The organism is Streptomyces sp. M41(2017) (assembly GCF_002078175.1).
GTDB lineage: Bacteria > Actinomycetota > Actinomycetes > Streptomycetales > Streptomycetaceae > Streptomyces.
In genome coordinates, this window is the sequence record NZ_MWFK01000001.1 from 1,049,575 (window position 1) to 1,063,554 (window position 13,980).

General features: G+C 70.7%; 10 protein-coding genes and 1 tRNA gene. 3 read left to right on the top strand and 8 right to left on the bottom strand.

Annotation, left to right across the window (positions count from 1 at the left end; translation table 11 throughout):
• Nucleotides 1–69 precede the first annotated feature (69 nt).
• A complete protein-coding gene (locus tag B0675_RS04640) occupies nucleotides 70–1,266 on the bottom strand; it encodes an SPFH domain-containing protein (protein WP_081217454.1) in 1,197 nt (398 codons plus the stop codon).
• A gap of 104 nt (nucleotides 1,267–1,370) precedes the next feature.
• Nucleotides 1,371–2,750: a peptidoglycan-binding protein gene (locus tag B0675_RS04645; RefSeq protein WP_081217455.1), complete on the bottom strand. Its 1,380-nt coding sequence runs from the start codon at nucleotides 2,748–2,750 to the stop codon at nucleotides 1,371–1,373.
• Between the two features lie 185 nt (nucleotides 2,751–2,935).
• On the opposite strand from B0675_RS04645, the gene B0675_RS04650 reads away from it, so the two are divergent.
• The 3 genes from B0675_RS04650 (at nucleotide 2,936) to B0675_RS04660 (ending at nucleotide 7,333) form a co-directional block, all read left to right on the top strand.
• Nucleotides 2,936–3,009: transfer RNA gene (locus B0675_RS04650), tRNA-Lys, on the top strand.
• A 440-nt stretch (nucleotides 3,010–3,449) separates the two neighbouring features.
• The gene (locus tag B0675_RS04655; protein ID WP_081217456.1) at nucleotides 3,450–5,399 is read left to right on the top strand and encodes a cellulose synthase catalytic subunit; all 1,950 of its coding nucleotides are present in this window, start codon (nucleotides 3,450–3,452) and stop codon (nucleotides 5,397–5,399) included.
• Nucleotides 5,396–7,333: a kelch motif-containing protein gene (locus B0675_RS04660; protein ID WP_081217457.1), complete on the top strand. Its 1,938-nt coding sequence runs from the start codon at nucleotides 5,396–5,398 to the stop codon at nucleotides 7,331–7,333. The genes B0675_RS04655 and B0675_RS04660 overlap by 4 nt, the downstream gene beginning before the upstream one ends.
• 73 nt (nucleotides 7,334–7,406) lie before the next feature.
• Here the strand turns inward: B0675_RS04660 and B0675_RS04665 are convergent, their stop codons facing one another.
• The 6 genes from B0675_RS04665 to B0675_RS04690 form a co-directional block, all read right to left on the bottom strand.
• Nucleotides 7,407–8,420, bottom strand: coding sequence for a glycoside hydrolase family 6 protein (locus B0675_RS04665; protein WP_081217458.1), 1,014 nt, complete (start codon nucleotides 8,418–8,420; stop codon nucleotides 7,407–7,409).
• A 446-nt stretch (nucleotides 8,421–8,866) separates the two neighbouring features.
• Nucleotides 8,867–9,532, bottom strand: a complete 666-nt coding sequence (locus tag B0675_RS04670) for a class F sortase (RefSeq protein WP_081217459.1) — start codon at nucleotides 9,530–9,532, stop codon at nucleotides 8,867–8,869.
• Nucleotide 9,533: 1 nt separating this feature from the next.
• Complete coding sequence (locus B0675_RS04675; protein WP_081217460.1) at nucleotides 9,534–10,091, bottom strand: hypothetical protein; 558 nt, start codon at nucleotides 10,089–10,091, stop codon at nucleotides 9,534–9,536.
• Nucleotides 10,092–10,221: 130 nt separating this feature from the next.
• The gene (locus B0675_RS04680) at nucleotides 10,222–11,001 is read right to left on the bottom strand and encodes an HAD-IIA family hydrolase (protein WP_081217461.1); all 780 of its coding nucleotides are present in this window, start codon (nucleotides 10,999–11,001) and stop codon (nucleotides 10,222–10,224) included.
• A gap of 133 nt (nucleotides 11,002–11,134) precedes the next feature.
• Nucleotides 11,135–12,616 carry an alkaline phosphatase family protein gene (locus B0675_RS04685; RefSeq protein WP_179165244.1) on the bottom strand — a complete coding sequence of 494 codons (1,482 nt, stop codon included), beginning with the start codon at nucleotides 12,614–12,616 and terminating at the stop codon, nucleotides 11,135–11,137.
• Nucleotides 12,617–12,842: 226 nt separating this feature from the next.
• Entirely contained in the window at nucleotides 12,843–13,934 is a 1,092-nt protein-coding gene (locus B0675_RS04690) for a 2-aminoethylphosphonate ABC transporter substrate-binding protein (RefSeq protein WP_081217462.1), read from the bottom strand.
• Between the last annotated feature and the right edge of the window lie 46 nt (nucleotides 13,935–13,980).

Below are 13,980 nucleotides of genomic sequence, written 5' to 3' on the forward strand. Positions count from 1 at the left end.
GTTCAGGTCTAGACCAAGTCCCAGATTATTGCGGGTAGTTGAACATGTCCATACCAATCACGGACCCGCCTACGACGACACCTCTCCGCGCCCCGTGCAGAACGCCACCGTGAGGTCCTTCACCAGCGCCTTGCGCTCGTAGTCGTCCAGTTCGACCAGTCCCCGCATGGTCAGCCGGGTCACCGTGTCCTCCACCGAGTCGACGACCGAGCCGAGCACGCTGTCCCGGTGCTGCGCGTCCAGGGCCGCGATCCGGCGCCGCTGCATCACGGCGGCGATCTCGGGCGCGTACTCGATCCGCGTCGGCTGGGCGGAGAAGACCTCCAGGCCGACCGGGGCCGTGTCCGCGGCCACCATCCGGGTCAGCGCCTCACCGACCGCGTCCGTGTTGCGCAGGGTCAGGTCCTTGACCACGGCGGGGGGCAGTTCGGCCGGCTGCTGCGAGAGCACCCGCGACAGCGCCGCCTCCACGCACTCGCGCAGATACGTCTGGTGGTCGTCGACCCCGAGCGTGGCCCGCGCGGTGTCCTTGACGCGCCAGACGACGAGCACCACCACCCGCAGCGCGACGCCGTTCGCGTCCACCACGGACATCGGCTCGCTGCGCCAGTGCCGCAGCCGGACGTCGACCCGGCGGCGCAGCACCAGCGGGTTGACCCACATCAGCCCGGTGCGCCGGACGGTGCCGCGGTAGCGCCCGAAGAGGCCCAGCACCCAGGCGCGTCCGGTCCGGCCGCGGGCGAGACCGCCGAAGCCGAACAGCCCGAGGGTGCCGGCCCCGACGTACGCCGCCCACTGCGCGGGACCGAACCCGGCCCCCACGGTCTGGGGCAGCTGCAGGGCGTCGAGGAGGGCGGGCGGCAGGACGCCGGCCCACCACGAGGTGACGGCGCAGCCTGCCACGCCGCAGGTCCCGGCGAGCACACCCGCCAGTCCCGGGAGTACACGGGCGGGCCGCTCCACGAGGCCGGGGTCGGCCTCCGGGACGGGGCGCGGCGGTCTGCCGGCTGCGGGCCGCCGGATCCTCGGCTGTTCACCGGTGCCGCGCCGCCGGCCCACGACGGCGGGCGCGAGCGGCACCGACACCGGGTCGGGGTCGTCACGGAAGAGCAGGTGGACGGGGATCTCGGTGGTCACCTCGTTCTGGATGAGCCGGACGGCCCGGGCGCCGCCGACCTCTGCGGGACCCTCGGGCCGGGGCTCCGGCGGGGTGGGCCCCCCGGGCTCGGGGGTGTGTTCCGGGGTGTGTGACGTCGTCGTAGTCATAGCTGCCTCCATGCCTCCGCGCCTGGAAGTGTGTTCACGAGCCGTGGGCGGGTCCGGCCGGTCCGAGGGGGAAGCCGGCCGTCCGGGGTCCGGGTCCTGCGCGCTCAGGAGAAGAGCCGCCGCCAGGTCTCCGGCCCGGGGTAGCCGTCCGCCGCCCCGCCGCGCCAGCCCTGGGCCCGCTGGAACGCCTCGACGTTGCGCCGGTCCGCCTCGCCCCAGCGGGACCCGGGGCCGGTCGTGTAGTGCGTGCCGAACCCCTTCTTGACGAGCTGCTTCCCGAGCTGGGTGACGTACGCGTTGTTCGCGCCGGGCCGGAACATCGCGCGCCCGGGGTAGGCGGGCACGGGGTGCGAGGTGCCCGTGCCCGGGGCTCCGGGGCTTCCGGCGACGGGCGGGATGTCCTTGCCCTTCTTGCCGGTCAGATAGGCCCAGGTGGTCGGTCCGGGCCGGCCGTCCGCGTCCGCGCCGGTCCAGCCCTGCGCCTTCTGGAACGCCTGGGTGGCCCGCTGGTCGGCGCTCGTCCAGCGCGGTCCGGGTCCCGTGGTGTAGAACCGGGCGCCGCCCCGCTCGACCAGGAGCTTGCCGAGCTGGGTGACGTAGGCGTTGTTCGCTCCGGTCCCGAAGTAGGCGGTCCCCGGGAATCGGGTCGCCGTGCCCGGGGTGGCCGGCGGCGTCGGTGTGGACGGCTCGGCACCGCCCGCGCCCTCGGCGAGTCCCTTGTAGCGGTAGGGCACGTAGTGGTCCGAGTTCGACCAGTACGCGTACGGGGTGGACTGCTTCCTCGCGTGCGGCGGGGTCTGCTCGTAGGCGACGTAGTAGGTGTGGGTGTAGTCGGTCCAGCCGCCGAAGATGACGACGTGCGAGCCCTTCTCCGGGTTGTCCGGGTTGTGGAAGAGCAGCATGTCCCCGGGCTGCAGCTGGTCGCGGGTGATCCGCACCCCGAAGCTGTCGAGGCTGCCCGTCCACTCGTTGCCCGGGAGCCCCCAGGCCATCGAGACGAAGCCGGAGCAGTCCTGCCGGTAGCCGTCCTTCCAGTACGCGCTCATGCTGTACGGCACGTCCGCGTCGATCCAGGTCTTGGCCCGGTTGATGATCTCGGCCCGGGTGGTGGTGGGAGCCTTGGCCGCCTGGCCCGGCTCGGCCGCCGCCGGTTTCCCCGAGGGGCCGTGCAGGGGCGCCTTGCTGCCCTGCGGCGTGTCGGGCTCGTCACCGGCGGGAACGCCCGGCAGGGCGGGTCCGTGCGCGGCGGCGACCGCCGGCACCGCCTGCCCGGCCGCGAGGACGGCGCCCGCCGTGGCGGCCAGCGCGAGAGCCACGGGAGTCCGCCCGGCCCGGGCGAGGCCGCGTACGTGGGAGAGGGTCGCCGGGTGGCCCACGGGGCCCGTCGCCCGGGACCCTGGGGGCAGGACGCGCCGCCAGTGAACGCATCCGGGGCAGTCGCAGTCGCTCGCGGGATCGAGTTCCTCGAATACCGGAGTCTCCATGCGCTGCCCCTCACACTCCAGATGGAAATGTCCGCATTTCTGCACAATCGTCAGTTTCTCAACTGTCGTCCGGTGTCGCATGTTGACGGTCCGAATGATGTACGGGAGCCCTCCCACCTGCTGCGGAGCACGCCCCCGCGGTCAGGAGCACCCCCGCGGGTCGGGTAGAGTTTTCGCGTCAGCAGGCGCCGCTAGCTCAGTTGGTTAGAGCAGCTGACTCTTAATCAGCGGGTCCGGGGTTCGAGTCCCTGGCGGCGCACCGACCGAAGAGCCCCCTCGTCGTGACGAGGGGGCTCTTCGTCATGCCCCGGGACCCCCGCGCGGACGCCCCCATGTGCCCCTTCTTCGCACACGCGTCCCAATTAGCGCGTATGACCGGTTAACACCGCGTTTCGCGTCTTGCGATCATGAAGGGAGACGTAGAACCCTGGGCCCGCAAGAGGCTGTCGATTTATGGCAGTTGAGAGAAGTGGGGGGCTTGGCCGGTTGCGGCATGGGGGGTTGGGGGCCCCGTTCATGGCCGGACGCCGAGGGGGGCGTCGCGCAACCGGACGACCGGGGTTCCACGTCCATACGGTGTGGACGACGCGCTGGCCCCGGTCTGCCATTGACACGTCCGCGAAGGGTCGAGGGGGACCCCCGGCGGACGAAGAGAACCGACGAACACGCGCCCGACGGCGCGTGTTGGGGGGATGACTCATGACGTCGACGCCGACGGGTGCCCGAAAGGATTTCGACCCGTCCGAGACGACCCAGCTGCGCATGCCGTCACACCGCACCGGCAGCATCCGCAGGATCAAGAACACACTGCCGAGATACGACTACGAGCACTACAGCCGGCTCGCCGGCCCGCTCACCCAGCCCGACCCGGCCAAGCCGTACCGGGTGCAGTACCGCTCCCTGCTCTCGCAGGAACCGCACCGCCTCAGGGCCGCGCTCATGCTGGGGGCCGCGCCGCTGCTCTCGCTGGTGCTGCTCGGCTGGCTGCTCCAGCCCGAGCACTGGACCGAACGCGACTATCCCGCCTACGACTTCCTGCCGGCCCTCGACATCGTGATGCTGGTCTCGATCGGTCTGATCGAGTTCTTCCGCTGCATGAACGTGCTGTCGAACGCGCACGCCACCCTGGTCGCCCGCGACCCGGTCCCGGTGGTGCCCGAGACCGGCACCAGAGTCGCCTTCCTCACCTCGTTCGTGCCGGGCAAGGAACCGCTCGCCATGGTGACGAAGACCCTGGAGGCCGCCGTCAGGCTGCGCCACCGGGGCCTTCTGCACATCTGGCTCCTCGACGAGGGCGACGACCCGGACGTGAAGGAGGTCTGCGCGCGCCTGGGCGTGCACCACTTCTCCCGCAAGGGCGTCGAGAAGTGGAACCGGCCCAAGGGCGCCCATCGCGCGAAGACCAAGCACGGCAACTACAACGCCTGGCTGGACGCGCACGGCGACGCGTACGACTACTTCGCCTCGGTCGACACCGACCACGTGCCGCTGCCCAACTACCTGGAGCGGATGCTCGGCTTCTTCCGCGACCCGAACGTCGGCTTCGTCATCGGCCCCCAGGTGTACGGCAATTACGACAACCCCATCACCAAGGCGGCCGAGTCCCAGCAGTTCCTCTTCCACGCCCTCATCCAGCGGGCCGGGAACTTCTACGGCTCCCCGATGTTCGTCGGCACCTCCAACGCCGTACGCATCAAGGCGCTGAAGCAGATCGGCGGCCTGTACGACTCGATCACCGAGGACATGGCGACCGGGTTCGAGATGCACCGCGCCAAGAACCCGGCGACGGGCCGCAGATGGAAGTCGGTCTACACGCCGGACGTGCTGGCCGTCGGCGAGGGACCGGGCGCCTGGACGGACTTCTTCACCCAGCAGCTGCGCTGGTCACGGGGCACCTACGAGACGATCCTCAAGCAGTACTGGAAGGGCTTCGCCACCATGCCTCCGGGCAAGCTCTTCAACTACACCATGATGATCATCTTCTACCCCATGTCGGCGCTCAACTGGATCCTCGCGGCGCTGAGTTGCGCCCTGTTCCTCGGGCTCGGCGCCTCAGGCGTGAACATCGACCCGACGGTCTGGCTGATGCTGTACGGCAACGCCTCGGCGCTCCAGATCGGCCTGTACATCTGGAACCGCCGGCACAACGTCTCGCCGCACGAACCGGAGGGATCCGGCGGTGTGGCGGGCATGGTGATGTCGGCGCTGTCCGCGCCGATCTACGCACGGTCGCTGATGGACACCGTGCTGCGCCGCAAGAGCTCGTTCGTGGTGACGCCCAAGGGCGACTCGGCCAGCCCCGACACCCTGTTCGGGACGTTCCGGATCCATCTGTTCTTCATCCTGGTCTTCGCCGGCTCGATCACCGCCGGCTTCGTCCTCGGCCACTCACACCCGGCGATGATCACCTGGGGCGCCGTCGCCCTGCTGATCACCGCGTCGCCGATCCTCGCCTGGCGCTGGAGCCTGCGGCAGGAGCGGCGCGGGGCGCGGACGGTGCCCGAGAACGTGGCCGTTCCGCAGCAGGCCCCGGCCCCGCCGCAGGAGCAGCACGCCCCGCACGCGCCGCAGCACAAGCCCAGTTGGGCCGCGGCGGGCGGGAGCGGTGACCAGACCGTGCAGATCGCCCTTGGGGGACGTAAGAAATGAAGGACGGTGCCCGTCGCCGCCGTGCCCGCCGCCTCGGGATCACCGGGGTGGTGGTGCTCGCGCTGGCCGGGATGAACGGACCGTGGCTGTACCGCTTCGGGACGGACAAGTACCACCAGTACACGATCAACAAGCCGGAGTACAAAGCCGACAACGGACACTGGGACGTCATCGAGTTCCCGAAGCGGGACCGCCTCAACACGATCCACGCGGCCCTGCTGCACACGGGGAAGATCCTGCTGATCGCCGGTTCGGGGAACAACCAGCAGAACTTCGACGCGAAGAAGTTCGACACGCGGATCTGGGACCCGGTCAAGGGCACGGTCAAGAAGATCCCGACGCCCGCCGACCTCTTCTGCACGGGCCACACCCAGCTCGCGAACGGCAACCTGCTGATCGCGGGCGGCACCAAGCGGTACGAGACCCTGAAGGGGGACGTCACCAAGGCGGGCGGCCTGATGGTCGTCCACAACGAGAACCCGGACAGGCCGATCACCCTGCCGGCCGGCAGCACCTTCACCGGCAAGGAGAACGGCAGGACGTTCGTCTCCAAGGACCCGGTGCTCGTGCCGCGTGCCAAGAAGGTCTTCGACAAGAAGACCGGCGCGTTCCTGCGCAACGACCCGGGACTGGGCCGCATCTACGTCGAGGCCCAGAAGAGCGGCCAGAAGTACGAGACCGGCACCCAGGACAACTACCGGATCCGCGGGCTGAGCGGCTCCGACGCCCGCAACACGTACGGGATCGCCCAGAAGCTCGCCCTGGACAAGAAGGACTTCCAGGGGATCCGCGACGCCTACGAGTTCGATCCGGTCGCCGAGCGGTACATCAAGGTCGACCCGATGAACGAGGCCCGCTGGTACCCGACGCTGACCACCCTCGGCGACGGCAAGGTCCTCAGCCTCTCCGGCCTGGACGAGATCGGCCAGCTCGTCCCCGGCAAGAACGAGGTCTTCGACCCGAAGACCAGGAAATGGACGTACACCAAGGGCATCCGGCAGTTCCCCACCTATCCGGCGATCTCCCTGATGCAGAACGGCAAGCTCTTCTACTCGGGCTCGAACGCCGGCTACGGCCCCGACGACGTGGGCCGCGACCCCGGGGTGTGGGACCTGGCGAGCAACACGTTCACCAAGCTCGGGGGCCTGAGCGACCCGAACATGATGGAGACGTCCGGGACCGTGCTGCTGCCGCCCGCGCAGGACGAGAAGTACCTGGTGATCGGGGGCGGCGGGGTCGGCGAGTCCCAGCTGTCCAGCAGGAGGACCCGGCTGATCGACCTCAAGGATCCGCACCCGGCGTTCGTGGACGGTCCCGAGCTGGAGAAGGGCACCCGCTATCCGCAGTCCTCGATCCTGCCCGACGACACGGTCCTGGTGTCGGGCGGCTCGGAGGACTACCGGGGGCGCGGCGACTCCGACATCCTCCAGGCGCGGATCTACGACCCGAAGGCGAACAGCTTCGACCGGGTCGCCGATCCGCTGGTGGGCCGGAACTACCACTCGGGCTCGATCCTGCTGCCCGACGGCCGCGTGATGTTCTTCGGCTCCAACTCGCTCTACGCGGACAAGGCCAACACCAAGCCGGCCACGTTCGAGCAGCGCATCGAGATCTACACGCCGCCGTACCTGTACCGGGACTCGCGACCCTCGCTGTCCGGCGGCCCGCGGACGATCGCCCGGGGCGCCTCGGCGACGTTCGCCTCGGCGCACGCCTCGTCCATCAGGACGGCACGTCTGATCCGGCCGAGCGCGTCCACCCATGTCACCGATGTCGACCAGCGGTCCGTCGCGCTGGACTTCACGAGGACGGCGAAGGGGATCTCGGTCACCGTGCCGAAGAACCGGAACCTCGTCGAGTCCGGCTGGTACATGCTGTTCGTGACGGACGACCAGGGCACGCCCAGCAAGGCCCAGTGGGTCAAGGTGCCCTGACAGGAGGGGCGTTGACGGGGAGGGCGCCCTCCGCTCCGGCGGAGGGCGCCCTCTCGCGTACCGAGGGGTGCCGCTACTTGGAGGCTTTCGCGAGCTTCAGCGCGTAGTCGGCCCACCAGTCGCCCGCCTTCGGGCCTCCCCTGCAGGTGCCGTCCGACTCGCCGGGGCGCTTGATCCACAGATAGGCGTCGACGAGCGGGTCGGCGGTCTTCGTCGTCGGGTTCTCGCCGAGCGCGCGGCCCGGCGGGTTGCACCAGTTCTCGTCGGGCTTGCCCCCCGTGTACGGGCCGTTGCCGTTGCGGCTGGTGTCGACGACGAAGTGCTTGTTCCCCACCTTCGACGCGAGCTGCTTGCCGTAGGCGATGGAGTCCCCGGTCGCGTAGAAGTTGGAGACGTTGACAGCGAAGCCGTCCGCCCGGTCGATCCCGGCGGCGCGCAGGGGCTCGAAGATCTGGTCGGGGTGTCCCCAGCCGGCGTTGCCCGCGTCCAGGTACACCTTCGTGTTCTTCAGGGACGTGAGCCGGGTGACGGCGCCCTTGAGCAGGTCGTAGCGCTCGCCCCGGAACTCCTCCGGGGTGCACTGGTTGACCAGGTGGAGGATGGCGTCCGGCTCCAGGATCACCGTGGCGGGGCGGTCCCCGATGCCCCGGGCCACCGCCTCGATCCAGGTCCGGTAGGCGTTGCCGTCGGCGGCGCCTCCTTGCGAGAACTGGCCGCAGTCGCGGTGCGGGATGTTGTAGAGGACGAGGATCGCGGCCCGGTCGGCCTTGTCGGCGGCCTCGGTGAAACCGCGCGCCTCCTGCTCCGGGTTCTCCGGGCCGATCCACTCGCCGGTCGGCTGTCCCGCTATCTTGCGGATCTGCGCGGCGTCGTCACCGCGGCCCGCCTTCGCGTAGGCGGCGACCTGTTCGGCCGCGTTCCCGTCCGGGTTGACCCAGAACGGGTCCGCGTTCTTCGGCTGCTGCGTGACCGGTGCCCCGGATTCCTCGTCCGTGCCGCCGCCCCCGGAGGAGCACCCCGCGAGCAGCAGTGCCGCTCCCAGCACCGCCATGGACGCCCGTGCCCCGGCACCCTTGTTGCCGTACATCCGACTCCCCCTTGGGTGCACCGTCCTAAGGGTCAATCGTGACATACCCACCGTCCGCGCCGCGGGGTCTCCGGTCCTTGTCCGGGAGCTGTTACAGCCCCGACACGACCCGGGCCGAGCCCCGGGCCCCGTCCGTCACCGGGCCCCGGGTCAGGCCGAGTTGGCCTCGGACGCCCTCTAGGCCCGGTCGCCCGTTCCCTCTAAGGTGGCCCCCAACGGCCCCAGCCCCCGGCCGGTTGTCCCGCCCCTCCGCCGAGTCCGGCGGACGGGGACCCAGACCTCCCGCGTCAGTGCCGGGTTACTCCCGCGATCCGTGCGCGCGCGGTCGAGGACCAGCCCGGTCGGCGGCTTCTCGGGGGGAGCTGGTCGCCGACCGGGCTGCGGTGACGGCGCCGGTCACCGGCCCGTGGGTGCCGGTCGGCGCGTCGGCGGTCCGGGCGTCCGGTTCACACGCCGCGTCCGGTGAGGTACGCCGACACGACCACGTTCGCCGTGTAGTTCCCGGTGGTCCTGTCGAAGGTGCCGCCGCAGGTGACCAGCCGCAGCTCGGCCCGCCCCGACTCCCTCGGCCCGTAGGCCTGCCGGGCGTCGAAGTGGTCGCGCGGGAGTACCTCGACGTCGTCCACGGTGAACTCCGCGACCGTCCCGTCGTCGCGGGCCACCCGGACGGTGTCGCCGGGCTTCACGGAGCTGAGCTTGTAGAAGACCGCGGGCCGGGTGTCGGTGTCGACGTGTCCGACCATCAGCGCGGTGCCGACCGCTCCCGGTTCCACGCCCGCCGCGTACCAGGCGACGACACCGGGCTGGTCGTACGGGGGCGGGTCGATGGCGCCCGCGCGGTCGAGCCCGCGGGCGACCACGGGGGCCTGCACGCCCATAGCGGGGATGTCGACGCGCTGGGGGCGGGCGTTGCCCAGCGGCTTGACGGCGTGCGGCAGCCGGACCTCGGGCGGGCGTCCGACGGCCGCGATGTCCCCGGTGGTCGGCGCCGACACCCCGAGCCGGATGTCCGTGACCCGGCTCCCCCACAGCCACAGGCCGAGCAGCAGCACCAGCCAGGCGATTCCGGTGAGCAGCCGGCCGGCGCCGGAGGAGCGTTCGCGTTCGGCCATGTCAGTCGCGGCCGTCCTGGCCCCGGCGTGCGCTGCGGATCGCGACGGCGACCGCGGCGACGCCTGCGAGGACCAGGCCGGTCACGGCCTGTTTGGTGCCGGGGCCGGCCTCCCGGGCGTCCACCGAGCCGAAGTGGGCGGTGGCGCCGCCGCCGGCGTGCACGGGTGCGACGGGCGAGGCGGGCGCGGTCACGGCGGGTGCGGGCGAGGCGGCAGGGTCGGCGACGGTGACGGTGCCTCTGACCCGGTCGGTGTGTCCGTCGCAGTCGATCTCGACGGGGTAGCTGCCGGGGTGCAGAGAGGTGCGGACGCGGGTCTCGCCGACCAGTCCGCCGCCGCCGGGACCGGTCAGCCGCGCGGCGGAGACGAACGCGTCGGACACCGCGGTCCCGGTCCGGCCGGCGCAGCCCATGGCGCGCAGCCGGATGTCGCTGCCGAAGGCGGGGCCCGCGGGCGTCACGGAGACACCGCCCGGTCCCGCGTCGGCCGCGTGGGCGACGGGGGTGAACGCGGCCGCGACCACCGCACCGGCACAGAGAGTGAGTCGCACTGAGCGCATCGTGAAACCTCCAGACATCTGGAGAGTCCCCCGCGCGACGGTGGCCCGCATCCTCAGCGGGCCGCCGTTGCTCCGAACGGGTCGGTCCGGCGCGTTTAGGGTTTCGGGCCCGCCGCGGGCCCCCCGCTGGTCAGACGCGCTCGACGAGGTCGGCGATCGAGTCGACGACCTGCGACGGGCGGTACGGGTACTGCTCGATCTCGCCGGGTGTGGTCAGTCCGGTCAGGACGAGGAAGGTCTGCATCCCCGCCTCCAGCCCGGCCAGCACGTCGGTGTCCATGCGGTCACCGATCATCGCGCTGGTCTCGGAGTGGGCGCCGATGGCGTTCAGTCCGGTCCGCATCATCAGCGGGTTCGGCTTGCCGGCGAAGTAGGGCTGCTTGCCGGTGGCCTTGGTGATCAGTGCGGCGACGGCGCCGGTGGCGGGCAGCGGGCCCTCGGTGGAGGGGCCGGTCTCGTCCGGGTTGGTGGCGATGAACCGGGCGCCGCCCTTGATCAGCCGGACGGCCTTGGTCATGGCCTCGAAGGAGTAGGTACGGGTCTCGCCGAGGACCACGTAGTCCGGCTCGTGGTCGGTGAGGACGTATCCGATGTCGTGCAGCGCGGTGGTCAGGCCGGCCTCGCCGATCACGTACGCGGTGCCGCCGGGCCGCTGGTCGTCGAGGAACTTGGCGGTGGCCAGGGCGGAGGTCCAGATGTTCTCGACCGGCACGTCCAGGCCCATGCGCCGCAGCCTCGCGTGCAGGTCACGGGCGGTGTAGATGGAGTTGTTCGTCAGGACCAGGAAGGGCTTGCCGGACTCCCGCAGCTTCTTGACGAAGGAGTCCGCGCCGGGGATCGGCACCCCTTCGTGGATGAGGACACCGTCCATGTCGGTGAGCCACGACTCGATGGGCTTGCGCTCTGACATGTGCTGGGTCTCCTGCCGTCCTGTGGCGTACGTACGCACTCGATCCGGGGGCGCCGGAACGACGGTGTGCCGACGCCCCCAGCCTAGTCAGGACCGTGTGATCCCGGCCGGGCCGGGATCACACGGGCGCCGATCAGCCGGCCTTGAGCGACACGCCGTCGATCACCCAGTACCAGTTGTTCCCGCCGGTGTAGCGGAACCGGACCCGGGCCGTCTTCGCCCCGGCCGGGACCTGGAGGGTCAGCTTCTCGACGCGGGAGGACGTGTCGGCGGTGTACGTCTTCACGGCGACCGGCGCGGCGCCGTCGTAGGAGACGAGGACCTCGCCCTTCTGCGGGGACTCCTGGCGGTAGTACGTGGTGTACGTGAGCGTGGCGGCGGCGCCTCCGGTGACCGGGTAGGCGGGGCTGACGAGGGTGGAGTCGAAGGTGCCCGAGAAGGTCTTGTCCTCCCATTCGTCCCCGTCGGCGACCGCGAACACGTTGCGGGCCCGGACGTTGCCCTCACGGTTCTGGTCGGCCTGCGCCTTGGTCCAGAACTCGTCCGTGGTGAAGGACCAGCCGCGCCACTCGGTGACACCGCCGGTGCCCATCGCGGAGTTGTCGACGGACCAGCCGCTCGGCGCGGTGTGGGTGAAGCCGATCACCGTGGCGCCGATGCCGGTCTCGTCGACGCGGGTGGCGAGCTGCGGGCGCAGCGTGTCGAAGTCGTCCGGGGCGGGCTGCTGCACGGGCCGTCCGTCGAGGCCCCAGGCCGGGTCGATGGCGACGCCGAGATGGGCGAGCGCGGAGGCGGCGATGTCCGGCATCTTGACGTCGTGGCGCACCGAACCGGCGGCCAGGGTCGGGCCGGTCGCGATCATGAAGGTCTGCCGTTCGGGCCAGCTGGAGCCGCCGTGGCCGCCCGCGTCGGTGTGCCCGTGGTCGGCGGTGACCATGATCAGCCAGTCCTCGGAGGCGTACGTGGCACGGGCCTTGACGGCGGCCACCATCTGCCCGACCTGGGTGTCGACGCCGTGGATGGCGTCCAGGTACTGCTGACTGGCGGCGCCGTAGCTGTGGCCCGCGTGGTCGACGTTGTCGAGCTGGACGAACACCGCGTCGGGGTTGCCGGTGCGGAGCCGGTCGACGGCGCGCGAGGTGGTGCCGGTGTCGTACTCGGCGCTGGGGGTGGACACGCGGGTGTCGACCGTGGAGGAGAAGACGGTGTCCGTCAGGGGCGCCCAGGAGGAGACGGCGTACGTGGACAGGGACGGCTTTGCGGTCTCGATCCGGGTGAGGAAGTCCGGGTACCGCGCGAAGTTCTGGCCGGTGAAGTTGTTGTCCTTCACGTTGTGCTTGTCGGGCCAGACGCCGGTGATGAGGGTGGACCAGCCCGGGCCGGAGAGGGTCGGCGCGAACGGGTTGGCGTAGATGCTGCTGGGCGCGGTGAGGCCCGCGGCCATCAGGGCGTCGAGGTTGGGGGCGTCGGCGTCCTTGACGCGGTTCAGCAGGGTGCCGTCGAGGCCGATGACGAGGACCTTGGGGGTCTTGGCGGCGGCGCGGGCGACGGACGCGAGCGGTCCGGCGGCGAGGGCGAGGCCGGCCGCGGAGGCGAGCAGGGAGCGACGGGACATGCGTGACGACACGTGATCCTCCGGGAGGGGGACGAGGGTGTGGAGCACGGATGGAACAGCGAGGGGTGACGCGGTCGGGCACGGCGACGCCCCGGCGGTTCGGGGCCAGGGGCGTCGCCGGTGTGGTGCGGGCGGCACGAATGGTGCGGGCGCGGCCAACGGCCGCTCGGAAGACGGCCGTTCGAGGTCCGGCTGTTCGGCTGCCGACGGTCCGGCCGACGGTGGTTCAGCTGCCGGTGGCGGACTTCCAGTCCTCGACGTACGTGGTGAGGTTCTTGTCGATGTCCGCCCAGTCGGGCTCGAAGACCTCGACGCCGTCCATGAGCTTGGTCAGCGCGACGGCGTTGGCGTCGGTGGCCTTCACGTCGGAGCGCGCGGAGAAGCCGCCGCCGATCTCACTGACCTGCTGCTGGGCCTCGGCGGACAGCATGAAGTCGAGGAGCTTCTTGCCGTTCGCGGTGTGCGGGGCCTTGGTGACGAGGCCGGCGGCGTACGGGAGTGCGAAAGTGGTGGGCTTGCCGGCGGCGTCGGTGGCCTTGTCGGTGGCCTGCGGGAACCAGAGCCCGAGGTTCGGCATGTCCTTGGACTGGGCGTAGTTCATCTGGACGTCGCCGTTGGCGGCCAGCAGTTCGCCCTTGTCGACCTTGGGGGCGAGTTTGCCGGTGGAGGCGGACGGGCCCACGTTGTTGGACTGGAGCTTCTTCAGGTAGGCGAGCGCCGCGTCCTTGCCGCCGAAGTCGTGGATCGCCTTGATCAGTACGGCGGTTCCGTCGCCGGCGACACCGGGTGTGGAGTACTGGATCTTGTTCTTGTACGTGCCGCCGAGCAGTTCGTCCCAGGTGGTGGGCGCCTGCTTCAGCTCCTTCTTGTTGTAGACGAAGCCGAAGTAGTTGTTGACGACGGAGGTCCAGGTGGCGTCGGCGGCCTTGTCTGCGCCGTCGACCTGGTCGGAGCCCTTGGGCGCGTACTTCTGGAGCAGGCCCTTGCCGTCGGCCTGCTGGATGAACGGCGGGAGGGTGACGAGGACGTCGGCCTGCGGGTTGGTCTTCTCACGGGCGGCCCGCTGGACCATCTCGCCCGAACCTCCCTCGACGTACTTGACCTTGATGCCGGTCTTCTTCTCGAAGTCCTTGAAGACCTGGTCGTACCAGCCGTCGCCGTTCTCGCCCTTGAGACCGTCCGCGCTGTACACGGTGACGACCTTGGCGTCGGCGGCGGCCGAGTCGCCGCCGCACGCGGTGAGCGAGCCGGCGAGGACGAGGCTGCCGGTCACGGCGGCGATCGGGGCGAGGCGGAGCGAGCGGGCGTTTCTGGGCATGACGAGGTGAACTCCTTGCGTAGGCACGGCGTTTGAGGGTGGAGCC

Excerpts from the sequence above, each read along its gene's own strand:
- B0675_RS04680 (WP_081217461.1), bottom strand. The coding sequence starts at position 11,001 with ATGTCAGAGCGCAAGCCCATCGAGTCGTGGCTCACCGACATGGACGGT.
- B0675_RS04690 (WP_081217462.1), bottom strand. The coding sequence starts at position 13,934 with ATGCCCAGAAACGCCCGCTCGCTCCGCCTCGCCCCGATCGCCGCCGTG.
- B0675_RS04685 (WP_179165244.1), bottom strand. The coding sequence starts at position 12,616 with ATGTCCCGTCGCTCCCTGCTCGCCTCCGCGGCCGGCCTCGCCCTCGCC.
- B0675_RS04655 (WP_081217456.1), top strand. The coding sequence starts at position 3,450 with ATGACGTCGACGCCGACGGGTGCCCGAAAGGATTTCGACCCGTCCGAG.
- B0675_RS04665 (WP_081217458.1), bottom strand. The coding sequence starts at position 8,420 with ATGTACGGCAACAAGGGTGCCGGGGCACGGGCGTCCATGGCGGTGCTG.
- B0675_RS04660 (WP_081217457.1), top strand. The coding sequence starts at position 5,396 with ATGAAGGACGGTGCCCGTCGCCGCCGTGCCCGCCGCCTCGGGATCACC.
- B0675_RS04670 (WP_081217459.1), bottom strand. The coding sequence starts at position 9,532 with ATGGCCGAACGCGAACGCTCCTCCGGCGCCGGCCGGCTGCTCACCGGA.
- B0675_RS04675 (WP_081217460.1), bottom strand. The coding sequence starts at position 10,091 with ATGCGCTCAGTGCGACTCACTCTCTGTGCCGGTGCGGTGGTCGCGGCC.
- B0675_RS04645 (WP_081217455.1), bottom strand. The coding sequence starts at position 2,750 with ATGGAGACTCCGGTATTCGAGGAACTCGATCCCGCGAGCGACTGCGAC.
- B0675_RS04640 (WP_081217454.1), bottom strand. The coding sequence starts at position 1,266 with ATGACTACGACGACGTCACACACCCCGGAACACACCCCCGAGCCCGGG.